This is a genomic window from Alteromonas macleodii (genome assembly GCF_903772925.1).
GTDB lineage: Bacteria > Pseudomonadota > Gammaproteobacteria > Enterobacterales > Alteromonadaceae > Alteromonas > Alteromonas macleodii_A.
In genome coordinates this window covers 1,615,123-1,628,717 of the sequence record NZ_LR812090.1, presented here as the reverse complement: position 1 = coordinate 1,628,717, position 13,595 = coordinate 1,615,123, and the positions used below count along the sequence as shown (strand labels likewise).

At 43.9% G+C, this 13,595-nt stretch carries 13 protein-coding genes; 9 read left to right on the top strand and 4 right to left on the bottom strand.

Going from position 1 to position 13,595, the window contains the following annotated elements; genetic code table 11:
- Positions 1–147: 147 nt before the first annotated feature.
- Together PCAR9_RS07165 and PCAR9_RS07160 are read right to left on the bottom strand one after the other, a co-directional pair.
- Positions 148–1,221, bottom strand: a complete 1,074-nt coding sequence (locus tag PCAR9_RS07165; protein ID WP_179983003.1) for a patatin-like phospholipase family protein — start codon at positions 1,219–1,221, stop codon at positions 148–150.
- A gap of 234 nt (positions 1,222–1,455) precedes the next feature.
- Entirely contained in the window at positions 1,456–1,884 is a 429-nt protein-coding gene (locus tag PCAR9_RS07160; protein WP_179983002.1) for a MarR family winged helix-turn-helix transcriptional regulator, read from the bottom strand.
- A gap of 219 nt (positions 1,885–2,103) precedes the next feature.
- On the opposite strand from PCAR9_RS07160, the gene hmgA reads away from it, so the two are divergent.
- Together hmgA and hppD are read left to right on the top strand one after the other, a co-directional pair.
- Positions 2,104–3,399: a homogentisate 1,2-dioxygenase gene (gene hmgA, locus PCAR9_RS07155; RefSeq protein ID WP_179983001.1), complete on the top strand. Its 1,296-nt coding sequence runs from the start codon at positions 2,104–2,106 to the stop codon at positions 3,397–3,399.
- A 300-nt stretch (positions 3,400–3,699) separates the two neighbouring features.
- Positions 3,700–4,773, top strand: a complete 1,074-nt coding sequence (gene hppD, locus PCAR9_RS07150) for a 4-hydroxyphenylpyruvate dioxygenase (protein ID WP_179983000.1) — start codon at positions 3,700–3,702, stop codon at positions 4,771–4,773.
- Between the two features lie 160 nt (positions 4,774–4,933).
- On the opposite strand, the gene PCAR9_RS07145 is transcribed toward hppD, so the two are convergent.
- Positions 4,934–5,299 carry a VOC family protein gene (locus PCAR9_RS07145; protein WP_179982999.1) on the bottom strand — a complete coding sequence of 122 codons (366 nt, stop codon included), beginning with the start codon at positions 5,297–5,299 and terminating at the stop codon, positions 4,934–4,936.
- A 610-nt stretch (positions 5,300–5,909) separates the two neighbouring features.
- Here PCAR9_RS07145 and PCAR9_RS07140 point away from each other — a divergent pair.
- The 7 genes from PCAR9_RS07140 to PCAR9_RS07110 all read left to right on the top strand — a co-directional run bounded on the left by PCAR9_RS07140 (position 5,910) and on the right by PCAR9_RS07110 (position 11,033).
- Positions 5,910–6,299 (top strand): ACT domain-containing protein, encoded by a 390-nt coding sequence (locus PCAR9_RS07140; RefSeq protein WP_179982998.1) that lies wholly within the window; start codon positions 5,910–5,912, stop codon positions 6,297–6,299.
- Between the two features lie 4 nt (positions 6,300–6,303).
- On the top strand, positions 6,304–6,804 hold the full coding sequence (locus tag PCAR9_RS07135) for a PTS sugar transporter subunit IIA (RefSeq protein ID WP_179982997.1): 501 nt from the start codon (positions 6,304–6,306) through the stop codon (positions 6,802–6,804).
- 233 nt (positions 6,805–7,037) lie between these two features.
- Positions 7,038–7,385 carry an ArsC family reductase gene (locus PCAR9_RS07130; RefSeq protein WP_179982996.1) on the top strand — a complete coding sequence of 116 codons (348 nt, stop codon included), beginning with the start codon at positions 7,038–7,040 and terminating at the stop codon, positions 7,383–7,385.
- Complete coding sequence (gene dapE, locus PCAR9_RS07125; RefSeq protein WP_179982995.1) at positions 7,379–8,515, top strand: succinyl-diaminopimelate desuccinylase; 1,137 nt, start codon at positions 7,379–7,381, stop codon at positions 8,513–8,515. Before PCAR9_RS07130 ends, dapE begins: the two co-directional genes overlap by 7 nt.
- Positions 8,516–8,529: 14 nt before the next feature.
- The gene (locus PCAR9_RS07120; protein WP_179982994.1) at positions 8,530–9,210 is read left to right on the top strand and encodes a M15 family metallopeptidase; all 681 of its coding nucleotides are present in this window, start codon (positions 8,530–8,532) and stop codon (positions 9,208–9,210) included.
- 14 nt (positions 9,211–9,224) lie between these two features.
- A complete protein-coding gene (locus PCAR9_RS20055; RefSeq protein WP_232091140.1) occupies positions 9,225–9,494 on the top strand; it encodes a DUF2897 family protein in 270 nt (89 codons plus the stop codon).
- Between the two features lie 195 nt (positions 9,495–9,689).
- A complete protein-coding gene (locus tag PCAR9_RS07110) occupies positions 9,690–11,033 on the top strand; it encodes a dicarboxylate/amino acid:cation symporter (RefSeq protein ID WP_232091139.1) in 1,344 nt (447 codons plus the stop codon).
- 132 nt (positions 11,034–11,165) lie between these two features.
- Here the strand turns inward: PCAR9_RS07110 and PCAR9_RS07105 are convergent, their stop codons facing one another.
- Positions 11,166–13,583, bottom strand: coding sequence for an alpha/beta hydrolase family protein (locus tag PCAR9_RS07105; RefSeq protein WP_179982993.1), 2,418 nt, complete (start codon positions 13,581–13,583; stop codon positions 11,166–11,168).
- Positions 13,584–13,595: the final 12 nt, after the last annotated feature.

The following is a 13,595-nucleotide window of genomic DNA, read 5'->3' as shown; positions in this document are numbered from 1 at the left end:
TTGCACCTGTGAGGTGGGCGAATGCCGGACAACGGCGCGTATAATACTTAGCATAGGCGCCACCTGCAAGAAAAACTTATTAAAAGAAGGTTCAAGTGACTAATTTGACAGCAATTAGCCATTTATCTAACGATTAACTATTCCGTTTTATATCATATTAAATGGAAGCGGCTTGATAGCGTCCACTAAGGTTCCGTCGTTAACAGCACGCATAAAGTACTCCCCCAGCCTGTCGGTCTCCTTTAGTACCGTTTGCCAGTATTTAATGCGCGTGTCAGCATCGAGCACTTCAAAATCTTTCCTGTCGGGAATTTTGCTGTAAGGTAAATTTGCTACAAAAGAAGCTGAAGGGACTAACATCACCACATTATCGTAGCTCGAACTATGGGGTACCCTACCCTTTAAGCCCTTATCGAACCATCCCGGGATAGGTTTATTGTAAAAGTGCGGATACAGCACTAAACCTTCATCCGGTCCAAACGACAGATCAAAATGGTAGTCGATAATACCGCCATCGCGATACATACCGACAGGCGCACCTTCAATTTCCGGTACACCTTCGATCACAACAGGAATTGAACCCGATGCTAGTAATGCTGTATGTATGTTTCCCTGTGTCAGCTCATGGTACTTTGTAGGCAGCTGGTAAGGGTCATTAATAGCAAAGTCCGTATTCGGAGTAGAAAAGACATAACGTGTGTATAAGCGCGACAAATTTTTGCGATTAACCGTGTTCGCCGCTGCGCTCATAGCTAAGCCCGAAAGCTGTCTGAATTTACTTTCAAAGCGGGTAGCGCCTAAACACTTAGCAACAATAAGGTGGGCTTTGAAGCGAGAGTTAGACAGCACCTCTTGCTTGCCTACTTCGTTTACCATTTCTTTCAACAATTCTTCAGCTTTTGCGGTAATTTCTCTCGGTGTTGGTTTTTCGCTGTACGTAGTTGTCGAGTAAGACGTCGCTAGACGGTTTATTGCAGCCAACGGGTCGTCTTGGACAGCGCAAATTGCTCGAAACGCACCTGCTGATGAGCCTATAACATGTATTTGATGGTCAATATTGGCAAACCATTCAGGAAATAGCACGCGGTCTAGGCCCGCAAGTGAAAACCATTTAGGGCCGCCAGAAGCACCCAGGAAGTAACTAAACAACTCGGGCGTAAACCCGTTTTTCATTATAGTTTCGCGTGCTTTCTTACCTGCATATATGTCTAAGGGTGCCACTCAATTTCCTTGCTAAGTTTTTTAGATGAAGCTTCAATACAAGCTTTACTACAAGCGCTAATTAATAGCGATTTTTTACATACCTCTAGGGCAACAAGCCGCAATTAGTAAACGCCTAAGCTGCACCATTTAATAAGTTCAAAGGAATTTAACAGCTAAAGGGGTGAAAGTAACCTTTATGGCGATAGCCTCGCATCTGCTCAGACCAGCCCTATTAAGGATTTCACCCGAATTTTAAGGCCTGAGTGCATCTATCACTTTTAGAAATATTTGGTACTCATCATCAGTGATATTTTCTAATCGCTTATTTTGCCAGCGAGTGATTTTTGGTAACAAGGTTTGATAAATTTGTTCTCCTTTTATGGACAGTGAAATATGCGTGGCACGCTTATCATCTGCACAGGCACGTTTATGGATAGCGTCTCGTTTCACCAGTCGCTCTAACGCTCGTGAAACTTGAACCTTATCGAGACGCGTTGCCATAGCGAGTTCTTTTGCTGTTAGCGAAGCCCCTGGCGCACTATCATTCGTAGCGCCTAACGTGGCAATGATACGCCACTGTGGATTGGTGAGCTTATATTCAGCGTATTCCTTTGCGAGGGACTCACTTAAATCGCTTGCTAGCATGGCCACCTTATAGGCAAGCATATCGTCAAGCTTCATGTGCTACTTCCTTTGTAAAAGCAAGCCTGTTAACGCCTAATACAATGAGTGTAAAGCTAGCGTACCGAAACCTGCTTTACCTTTATCACGCCAACCAGACACGCATTATTGATTTACATTTCATTTACCTCTAGCCTAAATCACATAGTTTCATTTGCAACTACTTTATTATTGGTCTGGGAGCAGAGCCTAACTCTGGCCCTGCCTATTGGAGCGTATATGGATAACTTGTCTTATTTGACGGGCTTTAACAACGAACATGAAACTGAAGCGCTGCCAGGCGCACTCCCTCAAGGTCAGTTCAGCCCGCAGAAGGTGAACTATAAGCTCTATGCTGAACAGTTTAGCAGCACTGCATTTACCGCCCCTAGGGCTGAGAATCGCCGCAGCTGGACGTATCGCCTACGTCCATCTATCGCAATGGGGGACTTTAAAAGAGTTGATAATGGCCTGGTGAGAACTGCGCCAGAGACTGACGTGCATTGTCCACCTAATGTATTGAGATGGAGTCCGGTGCCTCTTCCTGAACAAGAGATTGATTTTGTAGATTCGCTCATCACCATTGCCACTAACGGGGATGCTAAGACGCAAGTGGGTATGGGCATACACTGCTACAGTGCTAATGCTTATATGCAAAACCGTGTTTTTTATTCATCTGATGGTGAAATGCTTATTGTCCCTCAGCTTGGCGATATGCTCATTACCACCGAATTCGGCAAGCTCAATTTGTCTGTGGGTGAAATTGCGGTTATCCCTCGAGGTGTTCGTTTTGCTGTTGACCCAACTAATGGACCAATTCGTGGGTATGTATGCGAAAACTACGGCCACCCTTTTGTATTGCCCGAACGCGGCCCGGTTGGCGCAAATGGCTATGCTAACCAACGAGACTTTTTTTACCCCACGGCTTGGTTTGAAGATAACGATACGCCTCATACCATGGTCAACAAGTTCTGCGGTAACCTATTTGAAGCCGAACTTAATCATTCCCCTTTTGATGTAGTGGCTTGGGTAGGTAATTCTGCGCCTTACAAATACGATCTTTCTCGTTTTAACGTAATAAATACGGTAAGTTTCGATCATTCTGACCCGTCTATTTTCACCGTGCTTACCTCACCGTCTGAGCTAGAGGGTACAGCGAACGTAGACTTCGTTATTTTTCCACCCAGGTGGATGGTAGCGGAAAATACCTTTCGCCCACCTTATTACCACAGAAATATTATGAGTGAATTTATGGGGCTTATTGAAGGGACGTACGATGCAAAAGAACATGGTTTCGTGCCGGGTGGTATGAGCCTTCATAACTGCATGACGCCACATGGACCTGAAGCTGAAGTTTTCGAAAAAGCATCTAACGCTGAGTTAGCACCCCAACGCTACGAAAACACATTGGCGTTTATGTTTGAGTCTCGCTATGCCATTGCTCCGACGGAATTTGCTTTAAATAATGACATTCGCCAACAAGACTATTTGGCGTGTTGGAAAGGTCTTAAAAAATATTATGATGGGCAGAAGTAAGCGAGCTACTCCCTCTGAATGCTTTTTAGTACTAAAAGGTTTACTCGTTTTATTACCTGTATCAATTTATGAACACAGGCATCAGCCGCAAAACTTGTTATATTTGCATTATGTTCAACAGGTTAGAGCAAAATCATTTGCTTTAACCTAGCGTTACCACCGCAAGTGAAAACTAAACGTTACAGCCTCGCTTTCCATCATTAAAACGGTCATGCACACCACCTATTGCCTGATTTTTCACTGCAGCCTTACAATCGAGTAACAATTATAAAATATGATTTACGTTGAGGATGTATTGCTATGGCTGATTTGTTTGAAAACCCAATTGGATTGGATGGGTTCGAATTTCTAGAGTTCACTGCGCCAGAAAAAGGCATACTAGAGCCTATATTTGAAGCAATGGGCTTTACCCTAGTTGCACGCCATAAATCAAAAGACGTTGAGCTATGGCGTCAGGGCGACATCAACCTGTTGAGTAACTACGAAAAAAACTGCCATGCGGGCTACTATGCTGAAGAGCACGGTCCTTCAGCGTGTGGCATGGCTTTTCGCGTTAAAGATTCCCAGCACGCTTATAAAGAAGTACTTTCTCGCGGTGCCCAGCCTATGGACACACACACAGGCCCAATGGAATTGAAACTACCCGCAATAAAAGGTATTGGTGGCGCTATGCTGTACCTTATTGACCGTTATGAAGGCGAGAACACTATCTATGATATCGACTTCAATTGGATTGAAGGGGTAGATCGCCATCCTGAGGGATGTGGATTCCACACCCTCGACCACCTCACCCATAATGTGTATCGCGGTCGCATGGATTTCTGGGCAGGGTTTTACGAAAAGCTATTTAATTTCAGAGAAATTCGCTACTTCGATATTAAAGGCGAATATACTGGCCTACTGTCGAAAGCTATGACAGCGCCAGACGGTAAAATTCGTATACCGCTAAACGAAGAAGCGGTTGGCGGTGGCGGCCAAATCGAAGAATTTTTGATGAAGTATAACGGTGAAGGTATACAGCATATCGCTTTTGCTTGTGACGACTTGGTGGCATGTTTAGATAAGCTGAAAGCAAGAGGCATGAAGTTTATGACGCCTCCGCCCAATACCTATTATGAAATGCTAGAAGAGCGCCTACCTGGTCATGGTGAAAACGTAGACGAACTTCAAAAACGCGGTATTTTGCTTGATGGTACTACCGAGAATGGTGAACCACGCTTGTTACTTCAGATTTTCTCTGAAACCGTATTTGGCCCGGTGTTCTTTGAATTTATTCAGCGCAAGCAAGATGAAGGTTTCGGAGAGGGTAACTTCAAAGCCCTGTTCGAATCTATTGAACGGGATCAAGTTAACCGCGGTGTGCTGAACAAGTAAACGCCTCGAACTGAATGAGTAATCTCTTCGCGCTAGGCGAGTAAAATCGCTTAATAGGCTATCTAGAAAGGCAGCGAGTAGCTCTACACGCTGCCTTTTTTATTTTTCGTTTTGCTCTCTTAGTGCGCTATTTCTAATTGTGGTGGTATTAAACCCCTGTTTAACTTTGCCCTTTTTCATAAAGCGCACAAGCAGCACCACTTGGGTCAAGGATCACACAGAAGCTGTCTTTGCCATGGTGACGTATGTCACCCACCTGCTTTCCGCCCTTTTCAGTTACCGCATTTAACGCAGACTCAAGATTTTCCACCGTAAAATAATTAATCCACCCGCCGGGATACTGCGCATTAACACCTTGCTTATGACAAATACCGCCTACTGGCGTGCCGTCAGGCTTCAGCATGACGTAATCATTGTAGCCCCCCATATCAATAGGTTCTTTCTTCCAGCCCATCACAGCTTCATAAAAACTGACCAGTTCATCTGCATTTTCTACAGTAATATCGCACCATGAAGAATCTGACATTATCTTTTTCTCTTTTGTTAGAGTTAGGAATAAGGTCAATCGCTTTGGTCAAAGCTTGCGCTAAACGTGCAATATAACTGTTTTGCTATAGCTGTTTTGTTATAACAGAATCATGCTTTTGCTGTGCCTTGATCCAAACATTGACCCAAAACTTAAATTAAATCTTGTTCCTGCACATTGGAGTAAACCCTCCGCCTTGTTTCTGACTTTAGTACGTTCCGAAATATTTGTTAAATAAAAGATCGATTTAACTTACTCACGGTTTCAAACAACAGTTTTTAAGCGGCAGATCCCCGGTTAGCCGCCGCTTCTTAATGTTCTAAATTTTTTAAAAAAGTGACGCTTGTCAAGCTAAGAAATTGCAAAATGACCAAACATTTTTTATTTTAGTTGTAGACATGGCCTGTGGAAAATGCTTGTTAATTTGAGAATGTTATCCACTGAACATTGTTTGTACAGTTTATTTAATCATTTAATATCAGCAACTTACAATAAGACCCCAAACTACTCAACAAACTTATCCACAGATTAAGTGGATAACACGTAGCACTTAATCACAGTTAGTGGTTTAATGTGAATATCTTCGAAGTTATCTTTTTTCCGGTTTTTCATGCCAAAACAAACACTGCTAGTTAGAGAATCTTTGTTTACAATTCATAGCTTGGATCCAGAAAGTGATATCCCAGCCTCTGTACTCAATAGCCCATTATTTTTTCTAGGTAAAACAGAAGATGAGTTGTCTATCGTTGTGCCAGATTCTATTAATGTTCCCTCCCTTGATAGCGATGAAGGTTGGCGTGCCCTTGAGTTGCTAGGACCTTTACACTTGTCTATGGTAGGGATCATGGCACAAATAGGCGAAGTATTAGCATCAGCTAAAGTCGCCATTTTTGTCGTTTCAACCTTTGATACCGATTTCTTCTTAGTAAAAGATAACAAACTAAAAGATGCTATCAGCGCTCTTAAAGGCGCGGGCTATACCGTAAATCAGGACATTTAAAATAGTGAAAGCTAAGCAATTACAGTGCCCGCCAGAAAGTTTTGCCAAGCAATTCGTCACCTTAAGTCCGTTTTCGGGGCAGGTAGTATCGCTCTCAGATATTGATGACCCTTTCTATAAAAATGGGCTTATGGGGCCAGGTGCCGCTATAAGTTCTAACTCAAATACCGTGATTTCGCCTTTCGCTGGCAAAGTAATTAATATTTCGCCCTTAGACTACGCTATAGATATACAGTCTACTGCTGGTCTTAAATGCAAAATTAAATACGGCGGTGACACAACGTCTCTGCATGGCGCACAATTCGTTTGCGCGTTAAAGCGCGGAGAGCAAATTAAACCAAAACAGGTACTTTTTACCGTAAATGCCGCATGGCTGAAACAGCGTGGTGTAAGCAACACTTGTGCGTTAACTTTACTTAATGCCCAGGCGCTTATCGGTGTATTGCCCACTCACCAAAAATTTGTAGAAGCCGGTGAAGACACACTTCTAACACTCTATCTATAACTTCATTCTTAACCTAAATATAGGCTTTAACCTTCCAAAAACCATCGCGAGTGAGTTTAACAACGTATCAACTGCTTGTATGATGTAGCAAATAAGAAAAGTCGACAGCTGAAATCCTGTTGGTGCTCAAGACGCGCTTCGCGTTTTCTTCTTATGCACCGACATAAATACTGGACTTAATGGCACGCTAGTAACTGTGCCTTTATCAACAAAGTAGTACGGAATAAATCACCATGAGCACAATCCTTTATGGGATCCCTAACTGTGACACCATCAAAAAAGCGAAGAAATGGTTAGCAGATAACGATATCCCGTTCACCTTTCACGACTACCGCAAAGACGGTATCGACAACGGTTTCCTTGTACGCGCTGAGTCTGAGCTTGGCTGGGAAACCATGTTAAACAAACGTGGAACAACCTATCGCCAGCTAGAAGAGCAAGAAAAAGCAAGCTTAGATAAAGACAAAGCGCTCGCTTTGTTAGAGCTTCATCCAGCTATGGTTAAACGCCCTATTCTTTATCACAACAATGCTTTTTACATTGGATTTAAGCCTGCACAGTATGAGGAAATATTTTGTTAAACGACTCTGTTATTGAAATTGCTAAGCAACTCATAAACCGCCGCTCAGTAACGCCAGAAGATGCGGGCTGCCAAGAGGCCATGGGCGAGTTTCTAGGCGCTCTGGGGTTTGACAATGAAACTATGGTGTTTGAAGACACCACTAACCTCTGGTCTCGCCGAGGTAAAGAAGGCCCCGTATTTTGTTTTGCTGGCCATACCGATGTGGTACCAAGCGGCCCAGAATCGGCGTGGAAAACACCCCCTTTCACTGCGACAGAAGTTGATGGCTATTTACACGGCCGCGGCGCTGCCGACATGAAAGGCAGCCTTGCTGCTATGCTAGTCGCCACTCGTGAATTTGTGAATAAGTACCCAGACCATAAGGGGAGCATTGCTTACCTTATTACGAGCGACGAAGAAGGCCCATTTATTAACGGTACTACACGCGTTATCGACACCCTAGAAGCGCGAAATGAAAAGATAGACTGGTGTATTGTTGGTGAACCCTCTTCAACAGACGAAGTTGGTGATATTGTCAAAAATGGTCGTAGAGGCTCATTAACTGGCGATTTAGTTGTAAAAGGCGTGCAAGGCCATGTTGCCTACCCTCATCTAGCTAACAACCCTGTGCACAGCGCCATGGCAGCGCTTGATGAATTAGCAAAATCACACTGGGATAACGGTAACGATTTCTTCCCACCCACCAGCTTTCAGATTTCAAATATCCACGCAGGTACAGGGGCAGGTAATGTGATACCAGGCGAACTTCACGTTTGCTTCAACTTCCGCTTTTCAACAGAAGTGACCGACCAACTTCTTATTGAACGTGTCACCGCTATTTTAGAAGCCCACGATTTTGAGTACGAGATAAACTGGACCTTTAATGGACAACCATTTTTGACCGATACAGGCGCGCTATTAGAAGCAACCCAAGGTGCGATTGCTGCAGTTAAAGGTACACCTACAGTACTCTCTACTGCTGGCGGCACATCTGATGGACGCTTTATTGCGCCCACGGGAGCACAAGTTATTGAGCTAGGCCCGGTCAACGCCACTATTCACAAAATTGACGAGTGCGTAAAAATGGCTGACCTAGAGCAACTTGCCGATATGTATTTCGGTATTTTAGAACGTTTGCTGGCTAAATAGCTTTTTTGTCGTACATGAATCAGATACCTCAACAAGCATGGCTAGGCCAGCACAACGACTACCTTGTTGATGCTGGCAGTGGCCATAGGCTTCATCAAGACGTCATTTCGCCCTTTCTTGCTATGCAAGATGCTGCGCACAATGACGGTGTAGACCTGCAGTTAGTCAGTAGCTTTCGTGATTTTGATAGGCAAACCGCCATTTTTAACCGCAAGTGGACGGGGCAGGCGCAGCTTCTTGATGTTAACGGCAAAGAACTTCCTTTCGAAACGCTAAGTGACAATGAAAAACTCCATGCAATTTTGACCTGGTCTGCGCTACCTGGCGGCAGTCGTCATCATTGGGGTACCGACATTGACGTTTATGACAGAGCTGCTGTGCACAATTGGGGCGGCGACTTTAACCTTGTAGAAAGCGAATACCTTAGTGGCGGCCCCTGCCATAACCTTTCTTGTTGGTTAGCTGATAATATGGATCAGTTCGGTTTCTACCGTCCATTCTCTGTCAATACTGGTGGTGTGGCCGTTGAACCTTGGCATTTGAGCTTTAAAAGTACAGCAAGTACCTTTGAAGGTGCCAGAAACCTAGAAGGTTTTACTCAAGCCATCGAACAAAGCGGTATAGAAGGTAAGTCGTGTATTTTGCCCCAGCTGCCTAACTTGTATAATCGCTACGTTTTGAACAAAGGGCGCTAGCCTACGGAATTTTTATGAGTACTACCTGGGTCATTATCGTTATTGTTTTAGTATTAGGCGTAGTTATTGGAAATATTACGTTACTTAAATACAGCGCTAAGTTTAAATTCCCTACCCCCTCTAAGCCTTTTGATGATCAAGGTGATGAATATGATGACGAGTACGACAATCCTAATAAAGACGCTACTCGCCCACATGCCGAGAATGAAACGGCGGGCGACCATGCTTCGTTGATACAAACAAATAATGGTAGTGGCGACAACGCCAAGAAATCCGTGAAATAGCTTTTTCATTTAACTCTATTATCGCTCATTACCGCCCTTTATCGATAGTGACGCTTGAAGCGAGCACCTAATCCAATTTTTTAGTTAGGTGCTTTTAGTCATTGTGTGCATCAAAGTATGCCGTTTAGGCTAGTTGCAAGCACAAACCGCTCACTATCTTTCCATCACATAAATACACTCTACGAGGTTCTAGACGTGTCTAATAAACAAACCTTACTTAGCAATATCGGCGTTCAAGTTGTCATTGCTATGATCATTGGTACTGCCGTTGGTGCTTTTATGGGCGAAAGCGCTGAAATGTTCGCACCTTTGGGAGCTATTTTTATCAACTTGATAAAAATGCTGGTTATTCCACTGGTCGCCGTGGCGCTTATCTCAGGTGCAGCGGGGCTAGGTAACAGCACCAACGCAGGAAAAGTGGGGCTATTAACCCTAGCCTACTTTGGCTTCACCTCAGCCCTAGCTGTAGCGCTTGCGCTAATAATGGGCGAAGTGTTTAAGCCTGGTATTGGTATTGATGTATCATCGGTGCAAGGCATGTTCTCTGGCGAATATGCCTCTAAAGGTGAGCTACCCTCTTTTTGGGCAACCGTGACAGGCATGATCCCGACCAATGTGTTTGCGTCATTAACTAACGCTAACATTCTACAAATTTTAGTGTTTTGCTTATTCTTCGGCATTGCCCTTTCCAAACAGCCGAAAAAGAGCCGTGAGCCTATTTTAAATGGGGTAAACACCATTGTTGATGCCATGGTGTGGATGATTAACTGCGTAATGAAAATTGCCCCTATCGGCGTTTTTGGCTTGATGGCAGAAGCAGTAGGCACATTCGGCTTTTCCGCGCTCATGGTAGTGTTCAAACTTTTCTTAGTGTTTACTGCTGCTATTTTAGTGTTTGGTTTTGTGATCTACCCCCTACTGGTTCAACTATTTACAAAGACCTCAGCTAAGTCTTTTCTTGTTGCGATGAAAAAGCCGCAAGCAGTGGCGTTATCAACGGCATCATCGATGGCAACGCTGCCAGTTACTATGAATACTGTAGAAAACGAACTGGGTGTAAGAAATGCAACGGCGTCGTTTGTACTGCCGTTAGGTGCCACCATTAATATGAGCGGAAACGCTATCTATTACGGCTTAGTGGCGGTGTTTTTTGCGCAGCTTTTCAATATCGATTTATCCATGGGCGCCTATGTCGCTATTATCCTAACTTCTACCCTTGGCGCCGTTGGACAAGCAGGAGTACCTGGCCCGTCATTCTTGGTCGTTGCCGTATTACTTGCTGCAGGCATTCCTATTGAAGGCTTACCTTTGTTGTTTGCCCTCGACAGAATTTTCGACATGATCCGTACCGCCCTGAACATTACCGGTGACGCGGCTTGTGCCGTGATTATTGATACTATTGCTATTGATAAAACTGATATTGATGATAGTGCTATTGATAAAACTAACATGGATGATAGTGCTATTGATAAAACTAACATGGATGATAGTGCTAGCGATGCGACCTTTAAAGAAAAGGTGGGCACAGATAAAAGCTAGATAAATGTGCATCCAATTGGCAGTGAAAATGCCATAAAGTAATAAGTTTTACAGCAAAAGAAAAAGGTGGTCACTTCACAGTGCCACCTTTTTTTAACCGTGCTAGCAATATATAGCTTAAGTTAGTTTGGGTTATTGTGCTTGTTTAGCGCCTTTGTTTTTCACATACTTTTCAAGCCACTGGTCTTGTTCCCAAAGGGTGTGCAATACGCTTTCTTTTGCACGGTATCCATGACTTTCTTTTGGCAGCATAACTAATCGTGTCACTGCGCCTAAGCCTTTTAAAGCGTTAAAATAACGTTCACTTTGCATAGGGTAGGTTCCCGAATTATTGTCTGCTTCGCCATGTATGAGTAAAAGTGGCGTCTTCATTTTTTCAGCGTGCATAAATGGCGACATAGTGTAATACACGTCTGGCGCATCCCAGTAATGGCGCTCTTCCGACTGAAAACCAAACGGGGTCAGTGTACGATTGTAGGCACCAGAACGGGCAATACCGGCAGCGAACAGATCCGAATGGGACAACAGGTTTGCCACCATGAAGGCACCGTAGCTATGACCGCCCACCGCGACACGCTCTGGGTCAATAAGCCCTTTTTCGTCTAGCGCATCAATTGCTGCCTTTGCGTTGGCAACTAGCTGAGGCCTAAAGGTGTCGTTAGGCTCTTCGTCTCCCTCCCCTACAATAGGGAAAGAGGCATCGTCTAACACAACATAGCCTTTGGTTACCCAATAGATAGGCGAGCCGTACCATGGATAAATAAAACGATTAGGGTTTTGTGTATTTTGACCTGCGCTAGATTTATCCTTAAATTCTTCTGGGTAAGCCCATAGGATCATAGGGTAGCGTTTGCCCTCTTCGTAATCTGTTGGCAAATATAAGGTACCTGTTAAATCTAAACCGTCATTACGCTTGTACGTAATCACCTCTTTCTTAACGTTTTGAATGCTTTCGAAAGGATTTTCAAAGTGGGTTAACTGAGTCAGCGTGTTATCTTTTAAACTACGGAAATAGTAGTTCGGGTAATCTCGCTTAGACTCAATTCTTACCAACAAGCGTTCGTTTTCCATATTGAAATCGCGCAAGTCTTCAAATTTATCTGTGTATTCACTTAAATAAACCCGTGATGTTTCAAGGGTGTTAAGATTGAACTTATCTAAGAACGGAAACTGCCCTTCGGGCGTAAACCCATCTCCCAGCAAAAACGCATTCTCGCCATCTAGCGCCAGTACATCTTTGAAGTATTCATTTTTGCGGGTAACAAAGCTGCCTGGGTCGCTGTATTTATCTTGATAGCTTCGATTTGAGATAATCTTTGCAGGCTTACTTTGGTCAGGGCTAAACAGATAGGTTTTGAGATTGCGGGTATTCCACCAATAATCCATGGCTACCGCAGTACTGTCGTCGCTCCAAATAAAACGGTAAAACCTGTCTTCTGTTTTAAGGATTTGCTCGGCATCGCCACTAAATGGCGCATCAAGCTGCATAAGCTTGTCACGGTGCATTACCTCTTTCTCAGGGTCTCCCCCGTCTAGCGCTTCAGCGTATACAATTGTATTTGGTTTATCGTTACGCCACTGTACATCGCGAGGCCCAGTACGAACAGCCATGAAGCCTTGTGGTAAATCTTCAATAAGCGGAACGTCGACAAGTGTTTTAGCTAGCGTTCCATTTTTATTATACAAGCTGATAGTGTGAGGAAAGCGGCGGTAGGTCACCAAATAAGAAAACGGGGTGTTGTACTCCTGCACCATCACGTAGTCGCCGGCAGGAGATACGCTAATATCGCCATACATTCCCGACGCTAGCCAAGGTGAAGGCTCACCTTTTAGTGGCACTTCATAAATTTCAGAACGGGCTAATTGCTCAAAATTAAACTCGTCGTTTTTGTTTTTCAGCAAGTCTTGATATGTGCGGTTTTGCGCTTTTTTACCGTCGCTTACTGAAATCGTTGGGCCCGTTGGCACTGCTACGCTGGTGTCGATCAAGTCTTTTCTATCTTTGGGTACGACTTTTACCAAAAGTGAAAGACTATCTGCATTCCAATTTAAGGTATCGCCCATATTCGCATTTATGGGTTTATCAAAAAGCTTTCTCGCCGCTGCCGCTTTGATATCGAGCACCCATAGCTCAACACCTTTACTTGTAGTGTGAGTGAACGCCATATAGCGCTGATTCGGTGACCAAGAAAAGTTGGTAAGACGCGGGGTTTCAGGCATGCCTTTAACAGCAATGCTATCTTTACTCCCTACGCGCTGAACCTCTAATTTATTATAATAAGTGACACGACTTCCAATGTTGGTGACAGGGTCAATTCTAAGACCTGCTAAGCGAAGCTCTTCTTTCGATAAGTCTTCTATCGACTTATAGTTATCGCGAAACAACAGCACCATATTCTTTTGTGCGTCATCTACGAGGGTCGCTGGCGCTAGCGTAACATCTACTAAATCTAGAATTTCTTTAGACGGTTTTTGATACTGAAGGCCATCCTGCGCAAATAGCTGACAGGAGCATGCGGCAAATAGGACAAACATCCATTTTCGTAGCATTCTATTTCCTTA